Consider the following 26,722-nt stretch of genomic DNA (forward strand, 5'->3'; position numbering starts at 1 on the left):
AAGTATTATTACCTTTTGGAATTTAAAAAACGTGCTAGAGTTTCAGCCCTTGCCAATTTTCCGTTTTTTGTCTGAATAAATCGAGGAACACAAAATATTTCCTTGGGGATTTCATATTTGTTGAACGATTTTATGGAAGAAAGCTTTTGTTTTAGCTCCTCTTTATCGATAGAGCCTTCAATAAAAAGTACCATTTGATTACCTAAGCGCTCATCCGGAATTGCAGCGACAAAAAATCGACTATCGATAATCGAAACCATTTTAGCTTCAATTTGCTCCGGGACCAGTTTCAATCCTCCAGAATTAATGATATTATCAAATCTGCCAAGCCACTCAAATGCAGTTTTGGACATCAAGTTTACCACATCATTCGTAATTATGGGCTCCTTATTGATTTTTGGAGCATTAATCACCAAACAACCCCTTCCATCTTTCCCAACCGTTACATTTGGTAGAGTTTTAAAATAACGCTCATCTTCTATAGAGCCTTCGTTAGTGGCATTATTGACTTTTTTTAGCGCTATATGGGTAATGGTTTCAGTCATGCCAAAAGTCTCATATATCGTGGTTGTAACCTCTTGTACTCTTATCTTAAGGGATTCTGATATACTCGCACCACCTACAATTAAGGTCTTAACCCTATTGATTTGCATCAATGAATTTTCCAATTGAAAAGGCACCATAGCACAAAAGTCGTAGTCATTCTTTGTGATTGACAAAGGAGCGGACAAGGGTTCAACCACGTCCAAATGCAAACCTAAAATCATTGCCCTAACCAACATCATCTTACCTGCTATAAACTCAGCAGGAAGACAAAGTAAAGCTTTCTCACCCGCCTGAAGATTAAGAAAGTCACCAGTGGCCAAAGCAGAATTGACCATATGTTGCTTTTTTATGCTTATGTTCTTAGGAACTCCCGTTGAACCAGAAGTTTTAACAATTATTTCATCGCTGGAATCAATCCAATCCAGTAAAAATGCACCAATATAATGCTCAAAAGCTTCACCTTCTTTAATAAGACTATAACTAACTTCATCCAAATCTTCGAACGTAATGGCAATACCATTTAGCTTAAAACTTGGATGAACTCTTTTATACGTCAGTTCCATTGGTATTTTGCGCTAGATACATCTCTTTCCCAATGACTTTTCCTGTAAGTCTTTCTTTCCAATTAGACCAACCGTACTTTTTAGAGAAAACAAACAGTAATATTGGATAAATCACCAGTACGGGTATAAATACGTCCCATCCCAAAGTAGGCTCCGACACATCTTTGTAAATAGAATTGGTCTGAAAGGCAGTCCAATCTGCTGTGACCAATAAGGCTGCCACAAGGTTGTTTGCTGCATGAAAACCTAAGGAAAGCTCCAAGCCTTCATCCATTAAGGTTAAAATCCCAAGAAAAAAACCTGTACCAATGTAATATACCATGATTCCATACCCTAATTTTCCAACTTCAGGGTTCGCTGCGTGCATAATGCCAAAAAGCACAGAAGTCACGATCAAAGGAACCCACCTATTTTTTACGGCAATTCCCAGTCCTTGCATTAAATGTCCTCGAAAAAGGTATTCTTCAAAGCTTGTTTGAAATGGCACTAATAAAATCGCCATCACAACCAAAATTATAAATTGAACTGGCTTAAAATTGTATTCGTAATCTTCTGGCGACAAAAAAATATCAACCCCGATCATTAACGCAGTAATTCCTCCCCATAGGGCAAAAGCAAATATTATCCGTTTCCAATCAACTTTTTTTCGAGATGTGGTCAATGAGGTAATAGACTGGCCATGAACCAAATAAACCCATCCCAAGATCACAAAAAAACCTGCCACCAATGGGCCAATTGCTAAAACAAAAAATACATTAAGCCCTACTTTGTCAATAAAACTCTTGATCATAACATCAGGGTCAATGGGAGAGTTTATCGTCATAATATAATTAACGACCATTAGGGTCGAAAAACCTAAAATGGGAATCCAATATTTCCACATGCCAATATTTCCCTTGTATCCTTGTTCTATATACATAAATCTTTAATTAAATCTGCTTTCCAGCTTTCGTTATTATCGTAATAAATATATCCTTTTTTTACCTTTAAAGGACAATCAAAGTTATTTGTAAAAAGACCCCCAGTTCCTAAACCTTGAGGCATTGGATTTTTAAGTGAATAGGTCCATTGTGCAATGGCATTCAACCCAATATTGCTTTCAAGAGCACTTGTCACCCACCAACCGATATCATATTTTTGGGCTAGCCTGATCCACTCGGAACTACCCTTAAATCCACCAACCAATGTAGGTTTTAGAATTATATATTTTGGCTTTATGGTATGTAGCAATTCTTCCTTTTTAGTTACAGTCGTAATTCCTATTAGTTCTTCATCTAAGGCAATTGGCAGTGGTGAACGCTTACATAACCTTTTCATTTCAATAAAATTACCCTGTTTTATAGGCTGCTCAATCGAGTGTAAGTCGTAATTGGCAAGAACTTTTAATTTATCCAGTGCTTCACTAGGTTTAAACGCCCCGTTCGCATCTACCCGTATTTCAATCTGGTCGTGTGAATAATTCTTCCTTATCGTCTCAAGCAATGAAATTTCAGTCTTAAAGTCAATAGCTCCAATTTTCATTTTAATACACGTGAAGCCCTCCTCTAATTTTTTTTGAATTTGCTCCAACATAAACCCTTCATCACCCATCCAAACAAGTCCATTTATAGGTATTTGCGCTTCATTTTCGGTAAAGTCAGATGGAAATAACTCAAAAGGGTTATTTGAGTTAAGCGAAATAAACGCTTGTTCCAATCCAAACTGAATACTGGGAAAATTGATTAACTTATCAAGTAAATACTCAACACCCTTGTCAATATGCCGACATGTCCATTTCAACATGTTTTCATAGTCGGGAAGGTCATCATGACTAAGTCCCTTGAACATACCACATTCCCCTATTCCATAATTGCCATTGTCTTCCAGAATAAGAAACCATGTTTCCTTATTGGTCAGGATTCCACGTGAAGTGCCGCTTGGTCTTTTAAAATCAAGTATGTATTTTTTTACTCTTGCGTTCATTCGTTGCTGCCAAATTTAACTATATTTTAGCTCTAAAAACCAAAGAATGAAAAGGATAAATGGTAAAACAGTTTGGATAACCGGTGCCTCATCAGGTATTGGCGAAGCGCTCACTTATGCCCTTGATCAGAAAAATTGCAAATTGATTATTTCTTCACGTAATGAAGAAGCGCTGAAAATCGTCAAAAATAATTGTACCCATAAGGAGAATGTCATCGTTTTGCCGTTGGATCTTGGTGATTTTGAATCAATGGTCATAAGGGTAAAAGAAGCACTTTCATTCTTCGGCCCTATAGATATTCTTGTGAATAATGCAGGTATTAGTCAACGCTCCTTAATTGTAGAGACAAATTTCAACGTCTACAAAAAACTCATGGATATTAATTATTTGGGTACGGTTGCTTTGACAAAGGCACTTTTACCACATCTAATTGAGCATAAAAAAGGCCATTTTGTTACGGTCACAAGTTTGATGGGTAAATTTGGTTCACCATATAGGTCTGGGTATTGCGGGGCAAAACACGCATTACATGGATTTTTTGATGTCTTACGGATGGAGCATGAAAAAGACAACATTGATGTAACAATGATCTGTCCTGGTTTTGTACAGACTAATGTGGCCAAAAATGCTTTGACCGCTAACGGAAGCATGCAAGAATCTGATGATACGGCTACACAAAATGGTCTGCCAACCAAGGTATTCGCAAAAAAAATGATCAGGGCTATAGAACGCAAAAAGTTTGAAGCCTATATAGGTCGTGGAGAAGTGAAGGGTATTTATATGAAAAGATTCTTCCCAAAACTATTACATAAACTAGTATTAAGAAGCCAAGTTAGATAGTCATTGATTCCCCTATTTCTAGAAGGTTCAATTGCTTTCCTGAATCTTTGAATTTTTTTACAGCATCCTTGTGATCAATTTCGATATAACCAAAGGTGTCATAGTGATACCCGAGAACAGAAGCACATTCAATAAAATCTGAAGCTATGACGGCATCATCTACGCCCATGGTAAAATTATCCCCAATTGGTAATACGGCAAGGTCTAATTTTGTCGTTATTGGGATAAGCTTCATATCCATGGTTAAGGCCGTATCACCTGCAATGTAAACATGTTTATCTTCGGTTGAAACAATAAATCCACCTGGTTGACCGCCGTATGAACCATCAGGAAAAGAAGAGGTATGAATGGCGTTAACATATTTTAAGTTACCAAAATCGAATTTCCAATTGCCGCCATGGTTCATAGGGTGCGCCTTTAAGCCCTTAGTTTCATAATACATTGCAATTTCATAATTGCTTACCACAGTGGCCCCTGACTTTTTACCAATTGCCTCGACGTCTAAAACATGGTCTTGATGAGCATGGGTCACTAATATATAATCTGGATTCAATTCTTGAATATCGATTTTTCCAGAAGCTTTTTCATTTCCAGAAATAAAAGGATCTACTAAAATGGTTGAGTTTTCAGCTTCAATCAATAGAGAAGCATGACCTAAGAAAGTGATTTTCATTTTTGAAGTATTTAGAATACCTCAAAGTTACTGAACTCTATTTAAAATTGAACCAAAATCGGACACCATCCGAAGTTTTATCAACATTCAAATTGGTCTGTAATTGGTTTGCCAAACGGTTCATTAGCCTAATTCCCATTGATGACTTTGCACGTTCATCCGTATCTTCTGGTAATCCTACACCATTGTCAGTATATTCAAAGAAACCTTCTTGGCCATTCTGTTTTCTTAAATGAATGTAAATCTTACCATTTTCCTCATCATGCGGAAACGCATATTTAAAGGAATTGGAAACCAATTCATTCAACATTAAACCAAAGGGTATAGCGCGGTCAATATCCAATTCTACACCTTCGGCATCAATTGTAATATTAATATTGTGACCTCCTTTTTTATATACCGATTGCACGCTGTTTATCAAACTTTCAATATAGCCTTGCATTTCAATAACCGAAAGATCATCATTTTGATATAGCTTTTGATGAATCAAGGCCATAGCCTTTACCCTGCTCTTACCTTCTTCCAAAGCCTCTATAGCAGCCTTGCTCCTAGTATTCTTTGTTTGTAAGCTTAAAAGACTGGAAACCATTTGAAGATTATTCTTAACCCTATGGTGAATCTCTTTCAATAAAGAATCTTTCTCTATTAATGAATTTTCAATAATATGCTTTTGTTCTGCGATCAATCTTTGATTCTTGATACTTTTTAAATAGGCATACACCAAACCTGCAAAGCCTAACAAGGTGAATACCAAAGAAATGAAAACCAAATTAATTTTCTCGTCCTGAGCGGACATTTCCAACCTTTGTTTTTCAAGGTCCTCTTTTTGAGCTTTCATTACGGCTTCCTTATTGGCCAAATCGCGCCCCATGACAGTGGCCAACTGTTGCTTTCTAAGCTCAGATTCATTGGTGTCAACGGAATCCCTTATCCGCATATTACGCTTAAGGTAGTCGACTGAATTTCTGAAATTACCGGTCATATCATAATACGATGATAGTAATCTGTTTCGTTTAAGAATATGATTCGTTTTATTTGAATATAAATCCGAACTCAAGTATTCAACAGCTTTTTCAAAATTCTCCAATTGCAAATAGCAATTTGCGATTTCCAAAGTGTTTTCAACTATTTCACTGGAAAACTTGCCTTTACTATTTTCTGAAATAGCAACAATTCCTGACTCCAAATAAGGAATAGCAACTTCATACTGTCCAAGTTCTGAATAACATTTTCCAATATTCCCATCAATTATACCCATAAGGTTATTGGCACTGATCAGCTCACTTTCGGTTTTGACCAAGGTTATATTGTTAAGAAAAACCGTAAGATGGCCTTTAGCCTCTTTATATTTATTAAGAGCTACTGAAGGCGAATTATCCAAGCGCAAGTAGGTGCCGATGTTGTTATGGTATTTTGCCAAACTAAATAGATCATCATCGGCAAAGGTTTTGCGCATTTCGATGATATAAAGTTTCATTGCTTTATTATGTAATCCTAAGTTCGAGTAGATATCATAAAAAGCAATGTCCTCTGTAATTCCAAGTTCTTTCTTTTCATTACGTATATCTATTTGCTCGTTATATAGGCCCAACTGCGAATAGGTGCTATCCATTAAGCCCAATAATTTTGTCTTGTAATCTAGATTGAAACTATCTTTAATATCATATAGTTCACTAGAAATGGCTAAACTGCGATTGTAATCCCCTAAATCATAATAGACTTGTGATTGTATGATCATATAATGCCTGATGGCAATTGAATCCTTTTTCTTAATGGCATTGTCTAAATACTTGTTTACAGAATCGAGCCAATCATAGGGAGAATTTAATTTATACCTATTCGGTGTATCAAAGAAGAATGAAAATCTTTCAAGAGGTTGGTCCTGATTTTGAAAATTCTGGTAAACATCATCTACCAAAGGAACCGAATCTTGTGAAAAACAGTTCAATGAAAGAAACAAGCAAATGATGCTAAAAATAAAAGACTTGTAAAGAAGTTTTTTCATACTCATTTAAAAACAAAACCAAACTTACTTGTAAATGATGGTTTCATTAAATTTTTGTTGTAAACCAAACCTACGGCTTGCAAAGTTTTAATCAGATTAAAACAATATCTACACTAGTGATTGTTCTCGTTATTTTTTCTAAAAGCGCCACAAACTATTATAATATCCTACAAACGCAGTACACGTCCTGATCTTTGGATCTATATTAGAGCATAAGAAGATAGGCTAAAAAATGGCCCATAATTTTAGGTAAGTAAAAGGCAAGCTTTGGGAAGCAATTTGCTCTTCAAAATTAAAATATAGAAGTTTTGATATTACAATATTGTTGTGTAACCCACCTTTTTTGTTGTGAAATGAAGCAAACATCAATTTTACTGTATTTCATCGGTTTTTTGTGCGTTTCATGGAGTTTTTGTGAGAAAAATCAATCTTGGGAAACCTTCTCCTTTTTTGAACAAAATACAATCAGATATGATAAAAACTAAAAAGAGCCCTGTTATTGAAAACAAAGCTCTTTTACGAGAACACTATATGAAAATGAAAAAATTATTTACTTCTTTTTAGTAATACCTCTTTCAGTATCACATTGCTAATGTATTGGGAAAGTTCCATGCCGAAAACTAAATGTTGTGAATTCTTAAATTCTTGTGGTGTACTATCTTTAAGATGCTATTGCAAATAAAAAGGGGCGCATAATGCGCCCCTTTTTATTTTGCTGTCATCAAGTTAAGAATTCATCGCAGAGATGATAAATTCTTTAAAATCTTTTGAAATAGGTATAAGGTTATTATTGATCATAATATCCTTAGAATTTATGGCATCAATATGATCCACATTAACTATATAAGACTTGTGTGCTCTATAAAACTTGTTATTTGGTAGTTTTTGCAAATAATCTTTTAGCGGGGAGCGTACCAAGAACTTCTTATCAACCGTATTTACCTCTAAATACACATTGTCTGCTTTAATAAACTGAATATCGCCAAATTGAATTCTATAATATAAATGCTGTTTCTTTACAAAAATCGAATCCTTAAGCACAGAATTTGACATAGGAACATCTTCTTCCCGCACTCCATCAGCTTCCGAAGAAGACTTGTTGGTGCCGTAAGTAAAATTAGACAACGCTATCTCTATAGAAGTATACAAATCTTGCTGTTCAAATGGCTTAACCAAGTAACCATTTGGTTTTACAGTTTTTGCATTTTCCACTGTAGCCCTATCGGAGTTGGAGGTCACAAAAATAAATGGGATATCATAATTCTCACGAATATGCTTTCCAAGATCAATTCCAGTTTTATCCGAGGCCAGGATAATATCAATCAAAACAAGATCAACTTGTTCGGTCTTTAGAACTTTTTCGGCTTGCTCGTAGACAATAACATTATCTACAATCTCATAACCAATCTCTTCTAACATGGATTGCATATCGTCCGCAATAATTACATTATCCTCAACGATAAGTATTCTAATAGGTTGTTCCAAGGCAGTAGTAGTTTAGATAGTTACAACTCAAAATTACAAAAAATATTATTACTGATATAAAACAGTAAGGATAGTAAAAAGGTACTTATTGCCAGTTTCTTTAATTCTGGATCCAACAATGACGGGCTTTTTGCCTTATATACTCTTCTTAAGTGCAATAGCACAGGAATAAAAATCAATAGTGGTATTAATTGTATATAACACTTATAATTCAAAATAATAAATGATAAAATGGACAATAACCCTATTGCTATAAGTGCAGTATGATATTTAACTCCTTTAGCGTAACCCATTTTGACTACGAGTGTATTCTTACCCACATTCTTGTCGGAGTCATGATCTCTTAAATTGTTCAAATTCAATACTCCTGTACTCAAAAACCCTATAGATATGGCAGGGAGTATTGCCATTTCATGTAAACTCCTTGTATATAGAAACATGGAGCCCAATACCGCAAGTAATCCAAAAAAAAGAAAGACAAAAACATCACCCAAACCCCGATATCCATAAGCCGATGAACCTACCGTGTACTTTATGGCCGCCCAAATACTTAAGCCTCCTAAGGCTAAAAACAATAGTATGAATTCTATATTCTCAATTCCAAAGGAAAAATATACAACAGCTATCACTAGGATAATATTGATGAAGATTGAAAATATTATACCTCTTTTGAGTACTTTTCTAGATATTAATCCACTCTGCAATGCTCTCTTTGGCCCTATTCGCTCTTCATTATCGGTTCCTTTAACGCCATCACCATAATCGTTAGCAAAATTAGATGTGATTTGAAAACCAATGGCGGTCAAGAGGGCAAGTACAAAAACCACATAGTCGCCTTTGCCATAGAAATTGGCAAGACCAGTACCTACTAAAACTCCAGAAACTGAAAGTGGAAGTGTTCTTAATCTAGCCGCGTTGATCCAAGAAGATAATTTTGGCAATCTAGTATGGGTCTTCTATTTGTAATCGTTTACCTTCCTTGTATGAAGCCACAAAAGCATCATTAAATCCAAGGTCCACCAATTGTTTACGGAATTTCTGTGCTTCACCCAAAGTCTCAAAATTACCCAATGAATAAGAGTAAAACGGGTTAGTTTTAACAAATAAAGTATTGGTAAGTGATTCAGAAGCCAAGGTGACGTTGTTATCAACGAAGGATTTTATTTGCACAGAATAAATCTTTTCTTTCTCCAAGAAATTTTTGGCCAAATAAAACTCCTTGACCAAACTCAACTCTTCGTTTTGTTGTCTAAGATTATCTATTCTTGCCTTATGCGCTTCAAGACTATCAATAGAAACCAAAAGATTGTTTCTATTGTCATAGTCACTTGACGTACTTAATCCAGCAGTATAGGTGGTTATTCCAAAGGTTCCTATTAAGAACAGTGCCGTAATACCAGCCAAAAAATTACGCTGTATTTTACTTTTCTTAAGCTCTTTGTTTTTTATTTTTATTTGATCTAAAAGGCGTTCGTTTATTATTTGCGCCTTGTCTATATCTTTATGCAATTCCAGTAAATCGCTTTCTTCAATAAATGGCATGTGTTATTAGGTTTTTAGGGGTCTTATCGGCTAAAGGTAACCAAAAATGTTTAATGGTTCTGCAATATATTTGATTAAAGTTGTAAATATATAATTTTTCGTGGTATGGCCAATAAATAACGATGTATTTCATCGATACTATATTGATTAACACCTCTTTACAGATACATATTTCGTGCGTTTAGTTAACTGTTCCTTCAATTGCATAAATACCATCACTTTTTATCTGGATCTTCCTTGCTCTATACAACGTACCTATTCCTTTTTTAAAGGTTTTCTTGCTCATTTGAAGCTCATCCTTTATCAATTCTGGGTCAGATTTATCGTGCAATCCCAAATAGCCCCCATGCGCTATCAATTGATTAAAAATCTTATTGGCAGCTGGTTCCAAAATCTTTTCTCCAAGCGGTTGTAGCGAAACATCAATTTTATTATCAGGGCGTATTCTTTTAATAACTCCTTTTGTATTATCGCCAATGGCGATTTTTTTAAAGACCTCATTAAAGTAAACAAGACCTTTATGGCTATTGTTGATTATTACCTCATAACCCAAATCGGTTTGTCTTGAAATCACCAACTCAACAACATCATTTTCCTTAACGGACAAGGTATCATTGCTTAAAAACCTATCGATTTTATTCGAAGCCACCAATCGGTTACTTTGAGGATCCAAATAGCAATATACTATATACCAATTCCCTTCTTGCATTTTGTTGCGCTGCTCCCTAAAAGGCACTAGAAGATGTTTCTCTAAACCCCAATCCAGAAAAGCGCCAAAATCGTTAACCTCTACAACCTTTAATAATTGAAATTCATTTACCAGGATTTCAGGTTCCAAATTAGTGGCTACAGGTCGTTCTGAATGATCTAAATAACAAAAGACAGTAAGTGAATCTCCTATTTCGTAGCTTTCTGGAACATATTTATTTGGTAGTAATATGTCATTCCCTTCACCATCGCCTAAAAAAAGACCTACACTCGTATCACGAAGAATTTCGAGGGTATTATATGTTCCTAATGCTATCATGTTGCAAAAGTAAGATTTAAATGCATTGGGTATAAAAAAAGCCGCTCTTTTTGGAGCGGCTCTTTCTTATTTCGAATACTATTCTAGTAAACAGATTCTTTTTTGAAGTGTTTGCAAAGCATGTAATAAACTACTGCTCTGTGCTTGTTCTTGTTTGAAGAACCATACTTGTCCATTACAGTATTAATCCCATCCATTAGTTTAGCGCTATCGCTCATTCCTAATTTTTTGATTAAATAGTTGTTCTTAACAGTTTCCAATTCTTTCTCATCAGCACCTGAAACTTTAGAAGCATCTAAATTATAAATAGATGGCCCTAAACCTATAGTTACTTTTGTCAAAAGATCCATGTTAGCTGATTCACCAAACTTGTCTTTAATGTCTTCTGCGTACTTCTTGATCAAATCGTCTCTTTTACTCATAATAGTTAGTGTTCTTAATGAATATGATTAATAATACCCGAAGATATAAAATCAAAGTATTCAATCAAAATTTTATTGTTCAATATTCTAGGTGTCTTAATCTCCAGAAGTTTGGGTATGGTCGAAGCTCCGAAGAATTTCGGCAATTCATTTTTGAGAGAATTTTCTTCAATTACACATGAATACTCAACGTTATGCATCTTACATAAATGAGCTGCATTTAACTCATGAATGGTCTCAAAATAGGTGGAAAAATTCTCTGTCTCTTCCTGTCCGGGTAAAATCCTGAATATACCTCCCCCGTCATTGTTCACGAGGATAATTCTAAAATCCGCTTTAATATACTTGTTCCATAAACCATTACTATCGTAGAAAAAACTAAGGTCCCCGGTAATGAGAACGGTAGGTTTGCGCTGTACCAAGGATGCACCTATTGCCGTAGAAAGGCTTCCATCTATTCCACTGGTTCCACGATTGCAAAATACCTCAATCGAGGGCTTAAGGTTAAACAACTGCCCATAACGAATAGTTGAACTATTCGCCATTTGCAACTGTGTATTTTCTGGAATTGCCTCGAATATCCTTTCAAAAACCTTAAAATCAGAGTATTCAATTTGCGACAAATATTCGGCCCGTTTAGCCTCATATGCCAATTTAAATTTGTTCCAACACCCAAAATATTCACTATCAACCTTGCTTAAAAGGGGGCAAAATCGATGAAAAAAAGTATTTACATTAGACTTAAAATGGTGCGATAAAGAAAAAAAAGTGTCATATGCCCTTTGTTCATCAACATGCCAGTGGTGTTTTGGTTTGTGCACTCTTAAGAATGCCTTTACTTTTTTAGAAACCACCAAGCCACCAAAAGTGAGTAGAATGTCAGGTTGAAGATCACTGAACAATTTTTCTTTTACCTTCGACTTTTCAATAGGAGCGATAATACTGTCAATACTTGGAAAGAAATTCGGATGATGAAGATTTGATGTCGTTTCCGTCAAAACAATGACAGATGGATCTGCGGCAAGTTGATCTAAATATTTTTGCTCAACTGAATTTGGATGATTCACCCCTACCAGAATCATTTTGCGCTTGGCAGAATTCCATTGTTTTGCATAACCCTCAATCTCAACCAAAGGCACATTCACCTGTACCTTTTGTTCAATATTCGGAGTAACAGTTAATTTTTCATGCGTATTGTACAACGGTTCTTCAAATGGAACATTAATATGTACTGGAAGCTGTTTATGTATGGCCAAATTCATGGCCTTGTTCAACTCATTGTCATTATGCTCCTGGATCTTTTCTTGTTCATTGTCAATAGTCGTTTGAATACTGCCTGGAGCATATTTCTTGACTTTTTCTGTGGCATGCGAAACATCTTGTTTCAAATTTGCAGAATAGCCAATATGCCTATCAAAAACATAATCCTGTCGAATTGTCTGTCCGTCACCTACATCTATTTTGTAGAAAGGTCTATCCGCTGATATAACCATTAATGGAATCCTGCTATAAAAAGCCTCAGCCACGGCCGGGTAATAATTCAACAAGGCACTACCGGATGTACATAAAACAACAACAGGTTTCTGTAATTGTTGGGCCATTCCCAGCCCAAAGAAAGCAGCGCAACGTTCATCAACAATACTAAAACAGTTAAAGAAAGAATCTTCGGTGAAACCAATGGTCATCGGCGCATTTCTTGAACCTGGTGATATAATGATGTCTTTTATGCCCTTGGCTTTACAATGCTGAATGACGGTTTGGGCCGACGGTATGCTAGAGTAGTTCATTGAAACAAAAATACAACCCCTAAATCATTTAACCCAATTCGAATTATCAATAGAAAATCAATCCAAAATATTTAGCATTGTATTACTTTTTGCAACCGTCTCCAACCATTCCTTCTTTGGGTCGGAATCTTTGGTTATTCCCCCTCCCACATAAATATGGACATTGCCCTCTTTTAGCTGCATACAGCGTAGATTAACAAAAAGCTCAGTAGCAATTTTTATGGCTTTATACGATTTGTTCTCTTGGTTTCTGTTACTTCGATTTCTTTCTATTTCTTCTCTATGATTCAATTCTCCCAAAAATCCGGTATAGAACCCTCGATGGTAATTTTCATTTTGTGAAATAAACTGTTTTGCCAGTTCTAAAGGCATTCCACAAACGGCTGGGGTTGGGTGGAGCGAACAAATAATCTCATCTAGGTTATTATTATATTTAGCAGTGATTTTGGAACGCAGATGCAATAGTTGACCTGCACGTATCGACTCAACATTAGACACATTGATATCGGACACCTTATTTTCTAAAACATTGGTAATGTAAGTAGTCACTAACTGTTGCTCAGTCAACTCTTTTTTTCCCCAGGTGGGATTATCATTCCCTTTGTACGTCTGGGTTCCTGCTAAAGACATGGTGGTTACCCTATTATTCTCTGCTCGTAACAATATTTCCGGGGTAGCTCCTAACCACATACCAACCCTCGGATGATACCATAAGTAGCAAAAAGCGTTGGAATAGGTGATTAATAGTTTATTAAACAATGAAAAAGGTGATTCTGTATTACCAATTTCAATCTTTCGGGAAAGTACCACCTTTTGAAGGTTTCCTGCAATAATGTACTCAATTCCTTTTTGAATCAAATCCAAATGAAATTCTTTCTCCTCAACATCTTCCCTTGACAGCCTATCTTTGGTTCTTACTGAAGGTTCTTTTGGTTCAAAATCAGCACTCAACCCCTCGTCCAGAAGTAAAAGAATAGTCTGTTCTTTTTTATCAAAAGGTGCGAAAACAAAGCCCTTCTCTGTATAATCAGAGGCATAATGCAGCTGATCATCTTTTTGTAGAATACCTTTGACCAAGGATTCTTTTGGCTTTCTATATATCACAAAAGGCAACTCATTTTTAAGTTGCTCCCCTGCCCTTTTCAAAAACGCCGAAAACATATTATTTTCTTGGTAATGCAACAGTGGTAAGTTTACAGATGGAAATTAGGTTTTTCTCCTCATCGGTTATTTTTATTTCCCACAATTGGGTGGTTCTTCCCTTGTGTAAAAATGATGCCCTTGCATAAACATAACCTTCTTTTACACTTTTTACGTGATTAGCGGATATTTCAATACCACGAACAAACAATTTTTCTGCATCCATGAATATATAGGATGCCATACTACCAACACTCTCGGCCAGGGCGACCGTAGCTCCACCGTGTAAAACGCCATCAGGTTGATGCACTTTGGGACTCACTGGCATTCTTCCCACTAAAAAATCCTCCCCTATATCAACATAATCAATCTCCAATGTCTGCATTAATGTATTCTTTGAAGATTCATTGCAAACCTTAAGGATTTTTTCTTTGTAATCGTCCATCCAAATAATATTTTTTTGTAAAATTAAGCATTACTATTGCAACATTCATATATGAATTAAAATAGAGTTAAATGGGCCAAAAGGAGAAACAAGTTGCTTACGAGACCACCAATTCTTATAGAACACTGAATACGATAACGGATAAAACCAAAAATGTATGGATAGTCTTTCATGGTATTGGTTACCTGAGTAGGTTTTTCTTAAAGTACTTTGATCAACTACCCGCTGAAGAAAACTATATAATCGCCCCTCAAGCTCCTTCAAAATATTACTTAAATAATCAATATCGACATGTTGGGGCAAGTTGGTTGACCAAAGAAGATACTATTATAGAAACAGAAAACATCTTAGCTTATATAGATCAGATCTATGACGTAGAAAAATTACGTGAACACTCTAATCTTATAGTTTTTGGTTACTCCCAAGGGGTGTCTATCGCTACACGTTGGGTCGCTAGAAGAAAAATAGAATGTAATCATTTGATACTTTATGCAGGGGGAATTCCGAAAGAACTAACGCCAATTGATTTTGAACACCTGGTCAACACAGATACAAGAATCACCACCTTGGTCGGAAACAATGATGAATATATAAATGAGGAAAGGCTGGAAATAGAATCAAAACGAATAGAATTACTTTTTCAAGGTATAGCCGAACAAATCATTTTTGATGGAAAACATGAGGTGAAAAAGGAAATAATAAATACTTTGGTCTAATGCAAAAGACCATCATCCTTGAAAACGATTTTGTAAAATTGTCTCCGCTAACAATAGAAAACCATCTTGAACTTATCCCTATTGCTTCTCAAGAGAAATTGGTGCAGTTCTCACCTTCCGATATTGAAACTCCTTCAGCCCTTAAGAAGTATGTTGAAACGGCTTTGGAGCAACAAAAAGAAAAGAAGAGTATCCCCTTTATCATTTTTGACAAGAGACAAAACTCCTTTACAGGATGTACGCGATATATGAATATTAATTGGCAACATAAAGTGCTTGAAATTGGCTCTACGTGGATCGGCAGGGAATTTCAAGGGAGTGGACTTAATTCCCACATGAAAGATCTTATGATCAATCATGCATTTGAAAAAATGGACTTTGAAAAAATTGAATTTAGAATTGATGAGCGCAATGTAAGATCGCGAAAGGCCGTGGAAAAACTAGGCGGAATTTTAGAAGGCACACTCAGAAAAAATGTATTTCTCCTAGATGGCTTTAAGCGAAATACCTGCTGCTATGGTATTTTGAAAGAAGAATGGAAAAACAGAAACTCGAATTGACTACTCCTCGTCCTTCCCGTCCTCTTCTACCTCATAATAAGAGATTTTACGAGTTGTATAGGTATTCGCAGGAGTAATTATTTCCTTTATCCAATTGCCTTCCTCACCATTATCAAATTGATAGATATATTCTTTTACATCAACGGTATTGCCTGATTTAGATTCAGCTTTCACCAACATTCCCTTTTCATCATACTCATATGTGATTATTTCGTGGGGAGCAAATTGATTCTTCTTTGGGTCTTGCTCAAACTTGGTTTCCAATACTAATTTTCCATCTTCATTATAAATGGCCTCCAAGGCAGACAAAGGCTCTCCCTCAAGGAATTTTTTAGTAAGTGTTATCTGCTGTTTTTTCTTGTTCTTTCCAATCTTCGTTGACTTACGAACAGATTTTAAAACAGTACCGTTCAAAGAGTTGGTCTGTGTCTGCTCACCTTTATAATCGGTATATTCTATTAAGGTCTCATCATTACCGTCGTTATTGGTCCTAATAATCTTTACCAAAATACCATCGGCATTATATAAGTACTCGTACCGATCTAAAAATTCCTTTTCATATGTAATAATCTTTTCGGTTACTTTCCGAACCGGAATCGTATCTATTTCATAAAAATTGGCATAGGAAGTACTTCTGTCAAAAATACTGTTTCGATAGTTCTCAAAACGCTTTTCGATAAGTTCTCCTTTTACGTATTTATAATAGGTAACATCGTAATCCTCATCATTATAACGAGTCACAGATTTTGTCAACAATCCTTCTTCATTAAACTCATATGTTTCTTTACCATATTTGGTACTCACCAAACAGGATTCAACCGGCCCTTTTAAATCAAAATCATCTAACGTGAATATTTTTATCTCTTGTGATTGGACAAAATTTACCGTCCCAACAAACGCCAGGGTAAAGAAAAAATGTAGTACAGTAGCAAGGTAATTTTTATCCATAGTTCAAAAGTACTTTATAATACGGTTACTTTAAAACAAAATACGTGCCGCAATATTGCGAAGACCCGTGGCATTTCGATGAAATCAAAATTTAATCAATGCTGTCGTGTATCTTTACATTGGATATCCCTTAATTTTATACAAAATATCAATGAAAAAATTGATTCCTGTCGCGTGCATCTTGTTCTTTATCAGCTGTAATACCAAAAAAGAAAGTTCGACCGAATTTCCTGAATTCGAAATTGGCGTTATAGCCGATTGCCAGTATTGCTATTGCGAACCAACGACAACACGCTTTTACAAAGAATCCCCTGACCGTTTGAAAGAAGCTGTTGGTATTCTCAACAAACAGTCACTTGATTATACCATTCATCTTGGGGATTTCATTGATAAAAACTTTAGCAGTTTTGATACTATTGCTCCTATTTGGAAAAATCTAAAATCAGAAAAATACCATGTTCTGGGGAATCATGATTTTAGTGTAGCGGATTCTTTAAAATATTTGATTTTTAATAAAATGGATTTAAAAGACCGGTATTACAGTATAGTGAAAAACGGATGGCGTTTTATTGTTCTGGATGGAAATGACCTTAGCATACATGGGGCTTTGACAGCTACAAAAAAACAACAAACAGATTCACTTTTTAACCTATTGACCACTAAGAACCTGCCTAATTTAGAAACATGGAATGGTGGCCTGAGCCAAGAACAATTGGATTGGGTAGAAAATGAATTACAATTGGCTGCAGCGAAAAATGAAAATGTAGGTTTTTATTGCCACTTCCCCACCCTTGGAGAAACAAATGACCACAACTTATGGAACTACAATCAATTGCTCTCCATTATTGAAAAATATGATTGTGTGAAATTTTATTTTAATGGGCATAACCATGCAGGCGGATATGTTCAAAAAGATGGCGTGCATTACCTCAACTTTAAAGGAATGGTCGACACTCAGGACAGCACTTCCTTTGCCACGGTGGCTTTCAGAAAAGATTCACTTTTCGTAACAGGATATGGTAGAGAACCCAATCGAGCTCTAAAAATCAAATAATCTAGATCTGACTTAAACAAAAACACCCTGACGAAATCGTCAGGGTGTTTTTTGAATTTATAGTGAAGTAAACTACTTGACTTCTTCGAAGTCTACCCTTCGTCTGCGCTCAGGACAGGCTACTTGACTTCTTCGAAGTCTACGTCTTCTACGTTATCACCTTCAGCTGCTTCAGCTCCTGGAGCTTCCTCACCATTTGGTGCGCCACCTTCTTGCTGAGCTTCTGCTTGAGCTTTGTACATTTCCTCAGAAGCAACTTTCCATGCTTCGTTGATTTTTTCCAAAGCTGGAGTAATTACAGCAACATCTTTGCTTTCATGTGCTTTCTTCAATTCTTCCAAAGCTTCCTCGATTGGTTTTTTCTTATCATCAGATAATTTGTCCCCAAATTCGGTCAATTGCTTTTCAGTCTGGAAGATCATTCCATCGGCCTCATTCAATTTATCAGCAGTTTCTTTTGCTTTCTTATCAGATTCAGCATTGGCTTCTGCCTCTGCCTTCATTTTCTCGATTTCCTCATCAGTCAATCCAGAAGAAGCTTCGATACGAATATCCTGTGTCTTGTTCGTTGCCTTATCTGTAGCAGAAACTTTGATGATACCATTGGCATCAATATCAAAAGTAACCTCAATCTGTGGTGTTCCCCTTTGTGCAGGTGGAATTCCGTCTAAATGGAATCGTCCGATAGTTTTATTATCCCCTGCCATTGGGCGTTCTCCTTGCAATACATGAATCTCAACCGATGGTTGATTATCAGCTGCCGTAGAGAATACCTGTGATTTTTTAGTTGGGATAGTTGTATTGGCGTCTATCAATTTAGTCATTACACTACCCATGGTTTCAATACCCAAAGAAAGCGGAGTAACATCCAATAGCAATACATCTTTAACATCGCCTGTCAAAACACCACCTTGAATCGCAGCACCTACAGCTACAACTTCATCAGGGTTAACCCCTTTTGATGGTTTTTTTCCGAAAAACTTCTCAACCGCTTCCTGTACAGCAGGAATCCTTGTTGAACCACCAACCAAGATAATCTCGTCAATATCACTTTTAGACAAACCTGCAGCTTTCAGTGCAGTTTGGCAAGGTTCAATAGTTCTCTTTACCAAATCAGAAATCAATTGCTCAAATTTTGATTTTGTCAAAGAACGAACCAAGTGCTTAGGTCCAGAAGCTGTTGCAGTCACGTAAGGTAAATTAATCTCGGTCTGTGAAGAAGAAGACAATTCAATTTTAGCTTTCTCAGCAGCTTCACGCAAACGCTGTAAGGCCATTGCATCATCACGAAGGTCAATATTTTCCTCGCTCTTGAATTCTTCAGCCAACCAATCTATGATTTTTTGGTCAACATCATCACCACCTAAATGCGTGTCACCATCTGTAGACAATACCTCAAAAACGCCATCTCCCAATTCCAGAATAGAAACATCATGTGTACCACCACCAAAATCAAAAACAACTATTTTTTGATCCGTGTCTTTTTTGTCCATACCATATGCCAAAGAAGCAGCAGTAGGTTCGTTGATAATACGTTCTACTTTAAGACCAGCAATTTCACCAGCCTCTTTTGTAGCTTGTCTTTGTGCATCATTAAAATACGCAGGTACAGTAACTACGGCACGTGTAACATCATGACCTAAATAATCCTCGGCCGTTTTCTTCATTTTCTGAAGAATAATGGCAGAAAGTTCTTGTGGTGTATATAAACGACCATCTATATCCACTCTTGGTGTATCGTTGTCACCTTTTACTACTTTGTAAGGTACACGGTCAGCTTCTTTTTTAGATTCAGAGAATTTGTTCCCCATAAAACGTTTAACCGAATAAACCGTTTTGGTAGGATTGGTCACCGCCTGACGTTTTGCAGGGTCACCAACTTTGATCTCACCACCTTCTACAAATGCGATAACCGATGGTGTTGTTCTTTTTCCTTCGGCATTAGGGATTACAACAGGCTCGTTACCTTCCATTACAGAAACGCAGGAGTTGGTCGTACCCAAATCTATACCTATAATTTTGCTCATTATTTATGTTTTAAAATATTAGTGCTTGTTTTTCTATGTCGGGATGTAAATGACAAACAACATGCCAATCAACAAAACATGACATGATGTCATTTCTAATAATCCAGAAATTCAAAGTAAAATTTTGTATATTGTAAACTACGATTACTTCCCCCTTTTAAATCAAATATTTTAACTGTACGAGTCTAATTTTAATCTATCAAGCATGGAACATGTGCCATTAAATTCCAGATATGTTAAATTATTTTTCATTTGCTTTTGTTCCATTGTTTTTGTCCAAGGACAACAAAAACCAAATATTACTGTCGGGGCAGGTATTCCAGAACTCTTAAACTTAGGTATTCGTTATGAATTTAATGAGAACAATATTTTTGGTCTAAGTATTGGTAGTACGTTATCAAAAAATGAAGATGTTCTTTCACTTTCAGGCAGTTTTTTTCATCATTTTGGAGGTAAAGTCAATAAGGCCAATAGAAAACGAACATATTTTAGAATGGGCTTGGGTTATTTACGAGAGGATGGCTATTCGAGCATCAGTAAATATGGCACACTGGACATTAGAATTGGTTGGGACTTCAGTCTTGGTGTAAAAACTGGTATTCAACTAGGTATTGGACCTATGTTTATCATTGCTGAAAACGAAATAGAAAAGTTTGAAAATGACGATGGCTGGTTCGACTTTGACTTTAAAAGTGGTAGCATTATATATCCAAGTATTGGAATAACATTATACCATCGCTTATAAAAAACGATCTATATAAATACCTCCTCTTCATTCAACAATAATTCTATCTTTATCCCGACTAAATAAAAACTGTAAATGGAGTGTGTCAGTATTTTTGATATGTTGAAAATTGGCATAGGCCCATCTAGCTCACATACTTTGGGGCCATGGCGTGCTGCCGAACGTTGGATAACTGAGTTAAAATCCTCGAAATTATTTCATGAAGTTGAGAAAGTCCAGGTACATATGTACGGCTCTTTGTCGTTAACAGGAAAAGGCCATGCCACTGATTATGCTGTAATGTTAGGTCTTTCAGGTGCGGATCCTGAATATATACCTGTTGATGATATTCATGGTATTGTTCAAAAAATAAAGGATAGTAAAGTGCTACACTTTAATAATGAAAAAACAGTTGCTTTTGATGCCGAAGTAGATATAAGATTTCACCGTGATTTTTTACCGTTTCATGCCAATGGCATGACCTTCGAGGCTATGTTAAAATCTGGGGGGAAGACCTCTGAGACTTATTATTCAATCGGTGGTGGTTTTGTCGTAGTCGAGGCCATGGAAAACTCCAAGCATAAGTTCGAGGATTTCCAGACCTTTCCCTATCCCATAGAATTGGGGGATGAACTATTGGACTATTGTAAAAAAGAGAACAAAAGCATTTCGGAAATTGTAATCGAGAATGAACGTTCGCTTCGTACTACCATTAAAATAAATGAGGAAATACATCGTATATGGAATACCATGTTGGAGTGTATGTACACAGGCTGCCATACCGAGGGAAGTTTACCAGGCGGTCTCAATGTACGCCGACGTGCCTTTGATATGCACCAAGGGCTAAAAGGCGACCTACCCTACTCCAACCCCAAGGAATGGTTACAGACCATTCGCAGGACTGAAGTTAAATTCAGGCAGATCTTAAAATGGGTAAGCTGCTTTGCACTTGCGGTGAACGAAGTGAACGCATCTTTGGGTCGTGTTGTCACAGCACCCACGAACGGGAGCGCAGGAGTTATACCCTCTGTGTTGATGTATTATTTGGTCATCGAAGACCATAAAGCAGGTTTTGAGCAAATAAAGAAGTTCTTATTGGTAGCTGGGGAAATCGGCAGTATTTTTAAAAAAGGAGCTACAATCTCCGCTGCTATGGGTGGTTGCCAAGCAGAAATTGGAGTTTCATCTGCTATGGCCGCTGGGGCGTTGACCGAGTTGTTGGGCGGCACACCAGAGCAAGTTTTAATGGCCGCAGAAATCGCCATGGAGCATCATTTGGGACTCACCTGTGATCCCATAGGTGGGTTGGTGCAAGTACCCTGTATAGAACGAAACTCTATGGGCGCAATCAAAGCCATAAATGCCGCTGAATTGGCCTTGGGCTCTGACCCAGAAGATGCCAAAGTACCATTGGACAAGGTAGTACAGACCATGTGGGAAACCGCAAAAGATATGAACTCAAAATACAAAGAAACCTCGGAAGGTGGGCTCGCTGTTGGGGTGTATTTAAGTGATTGTTAAACTTTGTTATAAAAACACTTTAAACGTTTGTACTCATTTGTAACTGTTTACATCGCGCTTTTCTAAGTAAACACTTGTAATATTAATTTTTTTGTAGGAATTTAGTGATACTCATAAAAAAGGGCTAAGCGTAATATTACGCTTAGCCAATTGTTGGGAACAATTTAGAATAACCTTTGGAATTAATATTAAAAAAGATACAGATTTTAGGAATTCTGATTTTAGGAATCTATTCATGCAATAGCCCTAATATGGAAAAGACCGATGATTTAATTGCTATTACCAACACTTCTATTATTAACATGAATGATGGTGAAATTGCAGAAGGAATGACCTTGATTATCAAAAAAGGTATAATTTCAACAATTGGAAAGTCAAATGAATTAGAAATTCCTTCTAAGGCAAAGGTAGTAGATGGAACAGGAAAATACATCATTCCTGGTCTTTGGGATATGCACGCCCATACGTCCTCTGAATCAGTTACAAGAAGCGTACTTTATCCCTCATTTATTGCTAATGGTATAACAGGAATTCGTGTTTTAAGTGCTGATTGTTTTGAACCATGTTGGGAATTACAAATGAATATTGACCAGTCAAAAGGACTTCAAAGTGACGTTGAAAATTCAATTCTAGTTGGACCAAATGCAATATTTGGGAGTACATATATTAATGGTGCAATACCTGGAAAACCTTCAACTATAAAAGAACCCGGTAACAGACAAGACGGAAAAAAACTTGTTCATCTTTTATTAGACAGAGGAGTTGATTTTATTAAGATTTACGACGAAATTCCTAGAAATGCATATTTTGGAATAGCAGAAGAGGCTAAAAAGAAAGGCTTACCAATTGCAGGTCATGTTCCAGTATCAATAAAAGCATCTGAAGCTTCAGATGCAGGTCAAAAAAGCATTGAACATTGTTGTGCAGGCAGTCTGTTTGAAGAGTGTAGCTCAGAAGAAAAAAAACTTCGTGAACAAATCACTAAAGTTATCCAATCAAGAGAACCAAAAAACATGTATAGTTTGGTTTTAGAGTTGGTTAAAACTTATGATGATGCAAAATGTCAGGAAGTCATTAGGAAATTTCTCGAAAACAATACCTTTTACACACCTACTTTAGTTGCCACTGAAATGGATAATATCTTGAGAAAGGATGATTGGAGAGATGACCCAAGACTTAAATATTTACCTAAGATAGAGCATGAATTTTGGATTGAGGATGAAATAACAACAAAGGAAGTTCTAGGAATACAAGACCCGTTAATTCGAGAAAAACGATTTGATATTGTAGGTGATATGAATAAAGCAGGAGTCAAACTTCTAGCAGGTTCTGACTGTGGTGTATTTGGAGTGCATTACGGATCTGGACTGCATGATGAGCTAGAATTGCTAGTTGAAGCAGGTTTGACAGAATTGGAAGCACTTCAAACAGCTACGCTAAATCCAGCAGAATACTCTGATAAATTAGAATTTCTTGGAAATGTTAGAGAAGGTCTGAAAGCGGATTTAATCATTCTAAATGAAAACCCGTTAGATAATATTAGCAATACAAAACGAATTTATTCAGTTTTGTCTAACGGCAAATATTACGACAGACAAAGACTTGATACGATGTTAGAGAATGTGGCAATTGAAGTAGCTAAATAAAATTGAAAAGAAAAAACTGTTCCCAACAACGTGTATAATTCATTGCTAGTACTCGCCTACTTGGAAATTCCTGCGGAATTTCCTCTGGTTCGTTTTAGTTTACTAATTTAGTTGCTGAAACACGCAACGAAATCATACACAAACACGTTGGGCAACATTTGAAAAATGGCAAATTATGTGATTTTAGACACTTCGATTTACAGGGAACTTGGATTTAAATTCAATGAAAATATTGATTATCAAAACCTCTGTAATTTTACAATGAATACTGATGGAGAAGTATTACTATCGAACATTGTAATTGAGGAGTTTACAAATTTTTACAAAGAGAGTTTAAAGTCTAAAACTAATGCATATTTAAAATCAACGAACGATTTAAAGAGAGATGGCTTTTTCAAAAGCCCTCAATTAAATACAGATGATGTAGAAAAGGAATTTAAAAAAGCTATTCAAAAATTCAGAAAAACATTATCAATTGACCCAGTAAAAAAACATAGAATAGCAGTTCTTCAACCGACTCAAATAGACGGACTTGAATTGACTAAATTTATTTTAGAAAGCCGTGAATCAAAAGAAAGTAATGTTCAAATTAGATAATCTCTAATTTGGGATTCAATTTTAAACTTTGCTTTTTTAGAAAGCGAAGATAGAATAGTAAAATCAGGTAAAAGAAAAATTAAGTTCAATAAAAGTATAGTGACTTTTATAACAAAGGATAAGGGATTTGAAGAAAATGTTTTATTTCAAATGCTTCAAGAAAATTACGGAGTAGAAAATATAGAAGTCGAAAAATCAATTTTAAACTTCTTGCACAAAAAAGGATTCAATTTCAATTTTATTACATCAGAATTACTACTCCAAAAAATTAAAAAAGAGAGAATACTAAAAGACTTGACAAAAGACATTGGAGCTTTATTAAGTTACGTCAGTGGCAGATATAGCAGTAATTGTTACGAAAAAAAAGTTGAAAAATCCGAAATAGAAAAAGTAGAAGTTATTGAATATTACACTTACAAAGATTCAGAAGATGACAAATATAAGTTTATAGCTCATTTAAAAGTATTTCCAAACGTAGTATATGAAGTAGATGAAGAAGGATACAATGAAAGTCTGGAAACCAATAAAACTAAAACGTATTTACGAAATTTAGAAACCTATGATAGTGAAAAGAGACCATACTTTAAAGAACCTATTCTATTCATGTATGGAGGTTTAGTCAACATAGAACGTGAAACGATTAGAAGCATACGTTTTATAGATTTTCTACCTTGGATGTATATATAAAAACGTTGCCCAACAAAACCTATAAACAATAAGGGCTTCCGGCTTAAACGAAAGGTTTGTCTATTTTTATGAAGCCTGCCTGCCGGCAGGCAGGTCCGCAAAATTTTTTGGATTTTGCTTTTTAGCGCGACAAAGAAAAAAAGAAAACAAAAAGATTTCGCTATGTGCGTGGCGGAAAGCAAACGCCAGTTTGCTCCCGTACTGTTCATAGCTCAACCGTTAGGCATAATTTAAAAACTGAAATCAACATAGTGATTAATGCATACGAATACTTTAAAAATCATCCAAAATTCAACAAGCTTGTTGGAAATGATTTCTTATTCGTAGAATATAAATGCCCTCTTAATATTGAAGAATATCAATTGTGGATTGAGAATCACTTAATAACGTATGTTGTAAGTGGTAAAAAAGATTGGATTACTTCAAATAAAACACATAAGCTTACAGCAGGAGACACTCTGTTTGTTAGAAAAGGAGTTTATACAACAAAGCAATATCTAGAAAGTGATTATTGTGTAATGCTGTTCTTTATCAACGATAAATTCATCAAAAGATTTATTACAGAAAACCCATCTTTTAAAAGAGAATTAAATCATCGGAAAGAGCATAATCAAATTTTCGACATTACTACTAATGAAGTGTTTAAAACATTAATAGAAAGCATATTCCATTATTTAAAGCAAGGAGAAGAAATTCCGAAAGAGCTAGTGGAAATTAAATTTAAAGAATTACTCTTTAATATAGTGCTTAATTCAAACAATAACCAACTACTTTTTTTCTTCAATTCAATAACGCAAGATGCCAAATCTAATATTGAAAATATTATGACAGAAAATTTTCAATACGATTTGAAAATAGCTGATTTTGCTAAACTTTGTGGTAAAAGTTTATCTTCTTTTAAACGTGAGTTTAAAGAATGTTTTAACACTACACCAAGTAGGTGGTTAATCGATAAAAGATTAGAACATTCCAAAGCCCTATTGATAGGAACGAATCTAACCGTAAGTGAAATAGGTTACGAATGTGGATTTAAAAACAACTCGCACTTTATTCAAGCTTTTAAAAAGAAAGTAAACGTAACTCCCAAAAAATTTAGAACGCTCAAAAAAGAATGATAATTATACTTTTTGAACTTTTAAGAACACTTTTTGAACTTTTAAGGAATCTCGTATAAAACATAAAACCTGTCCTTTGTATCAGTTAATTGGAAAAATTAATATCATGCAAAGTCAGGAATTTTCAACTAGAGATTTAAAATCTATAAAGAATAGTTCTGTAGTACATAAAAGACATTTAGTTCTTCACGAAAAGTATCAAAAGAATCCTGCAACTGCTTGGATTACTGATTCTGCGGAGGTCAATGGAATTAATCTACAAGACCCTTTTAGAACAAAGGTTTCCATCAATAATGAAATGAAAGTTCCATTCAGAATTGGAGTTCATAAAGCAGTTGGTGGAGATCACGATTTTCCAAACCCAGGCGATTTACTATGTGCTTCTTTAGCTTCCTGTTTTGAAAGTACCGTTAGAATGATTTCCAATAAACTAGGAATAGAACTCTTTGAAACAAAAGTAAGAGCAACTGCTCAAGTAGATGTAAGAGGAACGTTAATGATTGATAAATCTGTTCCAGTTGGATTTCAATCTATGCATATTGATGTATTAATTATTGCTAAAAACACCAATGAAAAGCTCTTACATAAACTAATTGAAGGAGCAAAACGCAGCTGTATTGTCTATCAAACTATAAAAAAGGGCATCCCAATTACTTTAAATGCAGACGTTAAAATCAAAAACTAAAAAC

Annotated in this window: 26 protein-coding genes; 11 read left to right on the plus strand and 15 right to left on the minus strand. The window is 35.5% G+C overall.

The window, feature by feature from the left end; translation table 11 throughout:
- Positions 1 to 8: 8 nt before the first annotated feature.
- Genes FB2170_RS13795 through FB2170_RS13805 form a run of 3 tightly spaced genes read right to left on the minus strand, consistent with a single transcriptional unit; the run spans position 9 to position 3,071 of the window.
- On the minus strand, positions 9 to 1,109 hold the full coding sequence (locus FB2170_RS13795) for an AMP-binding protein (protein WP_013307190.1): 1,101 nt from the start codon (positions 1,107 to 1,109) through the stop codon (positions 9 to 11).
- Positions 1,093 to 2,028, minus strand: a complete 936-nt coding sequence (locus tag FB2170_RS13800) for a CPBP family intramembrane glutamic endopeptidase (protein WP_013307191.1) — start codon at positions 2,026 to 2,028, stop codon at positions 1,093 to 1,095. The genes FB2170_RS13795 and FB2170_RS13800 overlap by 17 nt, the downstream gene beginning before the upstream one ends.
- Positions 2,019 to 3,071 carry an o-succinylbenzoate synthase gene (locus FB2170_RS13805; protein WP_013307192.1) on the minus strand — a complete coding sequence of 351 codons (1,053 nt, stop codon included), beginning with the start codon at positions 3,069 to 3,071 and terminating at the stop codon, positions 2,019 to 2,021. Before FB2170_RS13805 ends, FB2170_RS13800 begins: the two co-directional genes overlap by 10 nt.
- Before the next feature lie 46 nt (positions 3,072 to 3,117).
- Between FB2170_RS13805 and FB2170_RS13810 the strand changes: the two genes are divergently transcribed.
- The gene (locus tag FB2170_RS13810) at positions 3,118 to 3,912 is read left to right on the plus strand and encodes an SDR family oxidoreductase (RefSeq protein WP_013307193.1); all 795 of its coding nucleotides are present in this window, start codon (positions 3,118 to 3,120) and stop codon (positions 3,910 to 3,912) included.
- Here the strand turns inward: FB2170_RS13810 and FB2170_RS13815 are convergent.
- From FB2170_RS13815 to FB2170_RS13860, 10 genes are all read right to left on the minus strand, one after another.
- Positions 3,905 to 4,585, minus strand: a complete 681-nt coding sequence (locus tag FB2170_RS13815) for a metal-dependent hydrolase (protein ID WP_013307194.1) — start codon at positions 4,583 to 4,585, stop codon at positions 3,905 to 3,907. The genes FB2170_RS13810 and FB2170_RS13815 overlap by 8 nt on opposite strands.
- 37 nt (positions 4,586 to 4,622) lie before the next feature.
- Entirely contained in the window at positions 4,623 to 6,590 is a 1,968-nt protein-coding gene (locus tag FB2170_RS13820; RefSeq protein ID WP_237701137.1) for a sensor histidine kinase, read from the minus strand.
- 726 nt (positions 6,591 to 7,316) lie between these two features.
- Complete coding sequence (locus tag FB2170_RS13825) at positions 7,317 to 8,075, minus strand: LytR/AlgR family response regulator transcription factor (RefSeq protein WP_013307198.1); 759 nt, start codon at positions 8,073 to 8,075, stop codon at positions 7,317 to 7,319.
- A gap of 20 nt (positions 8,076 to 8,095) precedes the next feature.
- Positions 8,096 to 9,016, minus strand: coding sequence for a 1,4-dihydroxy-2-naphthoate octaprenyltransferase (gene menA, locus FB2170_RS13830; protein WP_013307199.1), 921 nt, complete (start codon positions 9,014 to 9,016; stop codon positions 8,096 to 8,098).
- A 1-nt stretch (position 9,017) separates the two neighbouring features.
- Complete coding sequence (locus FB2170_RS13835) at positions 9,018 to 9,617, minus strand: SPOR domain-containing protein (protein WP_013307200.1); 600 nt, start codon at positions 9,615 to 9,617, stop codon at positions 9,018 to 9,020.
- 181 nt (positions 9,618 to 9,798) lie between these two features.
- The gene (locus tag FB2170_RS13840) at positions 9,799 to 10,644 is read right to left on the minus strand and encodes a S1 RNA-binding domain-containing protein (RefSeq protein WP_013307201.1); all 846 of its coding nucleotides are present in this window, start codon (positions 10,642 to 10,644) and stop codon (positions 9,799 to 9,801) included.
- An 83-nt stretch (positions 10,645 to 10,727) separates the two neighbouring features.
- The gene (locus tag FB2170_RS13845) at positions 10,728 to 11,066 is read right to left on the minus strand and encodes a DUF2853 family protein (protein WP_013307202.1); all 339 of its coding nucleotides are present in this window, start codon (positions 11,064 to 11,066) and stop codon (positions 10,728 to 10,730) included.
- A gap of 14 nt (positions 11,067 to 11,080) precedes the next feature.
- Positions 11,081 to 12,853 (minus strand): 2-succinyl-5-enolpyruvyl-6-hydroxy-3-cyclohexene-1-carboxylic-acid synthase, encoded by a 1,773-nt coding sequence (menD, locus tag FB2170_RS13850; protein WP_013307203.1) that lies wholly within the window; start codon positions 12,851 to 12,853, stop codon positions 11,081 to 11,083.
- Positions 12,854 to 12,910: 57 nt separating this feature from the next.
- On the minus strand, positions 12,911 to 14,014 hold the full coding sequence (locus FB2170_RS13855) for a chorismate-binding protein (RefSeq protein ID WP_013307204.1): 1,104 nt from the start codon (positions 14,012 to 14,014) through the stop codon (positions 12,911 to 12,913).
- Between the two features lies 1 nt (position 14,015).
- Positions 14,016 to 14,438, minus strand: a complete 423-nt coding sequence (locus FB2170_RS13860) for a PaaI family thioesterase (RefSeq protein WP_013307205.1) — start codon at positions 14,436 to 14,438, stop codon at positions 14,016 to 14,018.
- Positions 14,439 to 14,509: 71 nt separating this feature from the next.
- On the opposite strand from FB2170_RS13860, the gene FB2170_RS13865 reads away from it, so the two are divergent.
- Positions 14,510 to 15,154, plus strand: coding sequence for an alpha/beta hydrolase (locus tag FB2170_RS13865; protein ID WP_013307206.1), 645 nt, complete (start codon positions 14,510 to 14,512; stop codon positions 15,152 to 15,154).
- Positions 15,154 to 15,714 (plus strand): GNAT family N-acetyltransferase, encoded by a 561-nt coding sequence (locus FB2170_RS13870; RefSeq protein WP_013307207.1) that lies wholly within the window; start codon positions 15,154 to 15,156, stop codon positions 15,712 to 15,714. Before FB2170_RS13865 ends, FB2170_RS13870 begins: the two co-directional genes overlap by 1 nt.
- On the opposite strand, the gene FB2170_RS13875 is transcribed toward FB2170_RS13870, so the two are convergent.
- Entirely contained in the window at positions 15,715 to 16,662 is a 948-nt protein-coding gene (locus tag FB2170_RS13875; RefSeq protein WP_013307208.1) for a hypothetical protein, read from the minus strand.
- 151 nt (positions 16,663 to 16,813) lie between these two features.
- Here FB2170_RS13875 and FB2170_RS13880 point away from each other — a divergent pair, with 151 nt between their 5' ends.
- Complete coding sequence (locus FB2170_RS13880) at positions 16,814 to 17,716, plus strand: metallophosphoesterase (protein WP_013307209.1); 903 nt, start codon at positions 16,814 to 16,816, stop codon at positions 17,714 to 17,716.
- 119 nt (positions 17,717 to 17,835) lie between these two features.
- Here the strand turns inward: FB2170_RS13880 and dnaK are convergent, their stop codons facing one another.
- Positions 17,836 to 19,743 carry a molecular chaperone DnaK gene (gene dnaK, locus FB2170_RS13885; RefSeq protein ID WP_013307210.1) on the minus strand — a complete coding sequence of 636 codons (1,908 nt, stop codon included), beginning with the start codon at positions 19,741 to 19,743 and terminating at the stop codon, positions 17,836 to 17,838.
- Positions 19,744 to 19,948: 205 nt separating this feature from the next.
- Here dnaK and FB2170_RS13890 point away from each other — a divergent pair, with 205 nt between their 5' ends.
- The 7 genes from FB2170_RS13890 (at position 19,949) to FB2170_RS13920 (ending at position 26,718) form a co-directional block, all read left to right on the plus strand.
- A complete protein-coding gene (locus tag FB2170_RS13890) occupies positions 19,949 to 20,488 on the plus strand; it encodes a hypothetical protein (protein WP_013307211.1) in 540 nt (179 codons plus the stop codon).
- A gap of 75 nt (positions 20,489 to 20,563) precedes the next feature.
- Complete coding sequence (locus FB2170_RS13895; RefSeq protein ID WP_013307212.1) at positions 20,564 to 21,988, plus strand: L-serine ammonia-lyase; 1,425 nt, start codon at positions 20,564 to 20,566, stop codon at positions 21,986 to 21,988.
- 251 nt (positions 21,989 to 22,239) lie between these two features.
- Complete coding sequence (locus FB2170_RS13900; protein WP_013307213.1) at positions 22,240 to 23,634, plus strand: amidohydrolase family protein; 1,395 nt, start codon at positions 22,240 to 22,242, stop codon at positions 23,632 to 23,634.
- Positions 23,635 to 23,799: 165 nt separating this feature from the next.
- Positions 23,800 to 24,231: a PIN domain-containing protein gene (locus FB2170_RS13905; protein ID WP_013307214.1), complete on the plus strand. Its 432-nt coding sequence runs from the start codon at positions 23,800 to 23,802 to the stop codon at positions 24,229 to 24,231.
- Between the two features lie 99 nt (positions 24,232 to 24,330).
- Complete coding sequence (locus FB2170_RS13910) at positions 24,331 to 24,918, plus strand: hypothetical protein (RefSeq protein WP_013307215.1); 588 nt, start codon at positions 24,331 to 24,333, stop codon at positions 24,916 to 24,918.
- A gap of 164 nt (positions 24,919 to 25,082) precedes the next feature.
- On the plus strand, positions 25,083 to 26,033 hold the full coding sequence (locus FB2170_RS13915; protein ID WP_237701138.1) for a helix-turn-helix domain-containing protein: 951 nt from the start codon (positions 25,083 to 25,085) through the stop codon (positions 26,031 to 26,033).
- A 106-nt stretch (positions 26,034 to 26,139) separates the two neighbouring features.
- Positions 26,140 to 26,718, plus strand: coding sequence for an OsmC family protein (locus tag FB2170_RS13920; RefSeq protein WP_013307217.1), 579 nt, complete (start codon positions 26,140 to 26,142; stop codon positions 26,716 to 26,718).
- Positions 26,719 to 26,722: the final 4 nt, after the last annotated feature.

The organism is Maribacter sp. HTCC2170 (assembly GCF_000153165.2).
In the GTDB taxonomy this organism is placed as follows: domain Bacteria; phylum Bacteroidota; class Bacteroidia; order Flavobacteriales; family Flavobacteriaceae; genus Maribacter_A.

What these genes read in the sequence shown, in the direction of transcription:
- FB2170_RS13890 (WP_013307211.1), top strand. Translation starts at nt 19,949, where the DNA reads ATGGAACATGTGCCATTAAATTCCAGATATGTTAAATTATTTTTCATT.
- FB2170_RS13845 (WP_013307202.1), bottom strand. Translation starts at nt 11,066, where the DNA reads ATGAGTAAAAGAGACGATTTGATCAAGAAGTACGCAGAAGACATTAAA.
- FB2170_RS13905 (WP_013307214.1), top strand. Translation starts at nt 23,800, where the DNA reads ATGGCAAATTATGTGATTTTAGACACTTCGATTTACAGGGAACTTGGA.
- FB2170_RS13855 (WP_013307204.1), bottom strand. Translation starts at nt 14,014, where the DNA reads ATGTTTTCGGCGTTTTTGAAAAGGGCAGGGGAGCAACTTAAAAATGAG.
- FB2170_RS13875 (WP_013307208.1), bottom strand. Translation starts at nt 16,662, where the DNA reads ATGGATAAAAATTACCTTGCTACTGTACTACATTTTTTCTTTACCCTG.
- FB2170_RS13895 (WP_013307212.1), top strand. Translation starts at nt 20,564, where the DNA reads ATGGAGTGTGTCAGTATTTTTGATATGTTGAAAATTGGCATAGGCCCA.
- FB2170_RS13900 (WP_013307213.1), top strand. Translation starts at nt 22,240, where the DNA reads ATGGAAAAGACCGATGATTTAATTGCTATTACCAACACTTCTATTATT.
- menD (WP_013307203.1), bottom strand. Translation starts at nt 12,853, where the DNA reads ATGAACTACTCTAGCATACCGTCGGCCCAAACCGTCATTCAGCATTGT.
- FB2170_RS13870 (WP_013307207.1), top strand. Translation starts at nt 15,154, where the DNA reads ATGCAAAAGACCATCATCCTTGAAAACGATTTTGTAAAATTGTCTCCG.
- FB2170_RS13795 (WP_013307190.1), bottom strand. Translation starts at nt 1,109, where the DNA reads ATGGAACTGACGTATAAAAGAGTTCATCCAAGTTTTAAGCTAAATGGT.
- FB2170_RS13865 (WP_013307206.1), top strand. Translation starts at nt 14,510, where the DNA reads ATGGGCCAAAAGGAGAAACAAGTTGCTTACGAGACCACCAATTCTTAT.
- FB2170_RS13835 (WP_013307200.1), bottom strand. Translation starts at nt 9,617, where the DNA reads ATGCCATTTATTGAAGAAAGCGATTTACTGGAATTGCATAAAGATATA.
- dnaK (WP_013307210.1), bottom strand. Translation starts at nt 19,743, where the DNA reads ATGAGCAAAATTATAGGTATAGATTTGGGTACGACCAACTCCTGCGTT.
- FB2170_RS13800 (WP_013307191.1), bottom strand. Translation starts at nt 2,028, where the DNA reads ATGTATATAGAACAAGGATACAAGGGAAATATTGGCATGTGGAAATAT.
- FB2170_RS13805 (WP_013307192.1), bottom strand. Translation starts at nt 3,071, where the DNA reads ATGAACGCAAGAGTAAAAAAATACATACTTGATTTTAAAAGACCAAGC.
- FB2170_RS13860 (WP_013307205.1), bottom strand. Translation starts at nt 14,438, where the DNA reads ATGGACGATTACAAAGAAAAAATCCTTAAGGTTTGCAATGAATCTTCA.
- FB2170_RS13810 (WP_013307193.1), top strand. Translation starts at nt 3,118, where the DNA reads ATGAAAAGGATAAATGGTAAAACAGTTTGGATAACCGGTGCCTCATCA.
- FB2170_RS13920 (WP_013307217.1), top strand. Translation starts at nt 26,140, where the DNA reads ATGCAAAGTCAGGAATTTTCAACTAGAGATTTAAAATCTATAAAGAAT.
- FB2170_RS13840 (WP_013307201.1), bottom strand. Translation starts at nt 10,644, where the DNA reads ATGATAGCATTAGGAACATATAATACCCTCGAAATTCTTCGTGATACG.
- FB2170_RS13880 (WP_013307209.1), top strand. Translation starts at nt 16,814, where the DNA reads ATGAAAAAATTGATTCCTGTCGCGTGCATCTTGTTCTTTATCAGCTGT.
- FB2170_RS13815 (WP_013307194.1), bottom strand. Translation starts at nt 4,585, where the DNA reads ATGAAAATCACTTTCTTAGGTCATGCTTCTCTATTGATTGAAGCTGAA.
- FB2170_RS13820 (WP_237701137.1), bottom strand. Translation starts at nt 6,590, where the DNA reads ATGAAAAAACTTCTTTACAAGTCTTTTATTTTTAGCATCATTTGCTTG.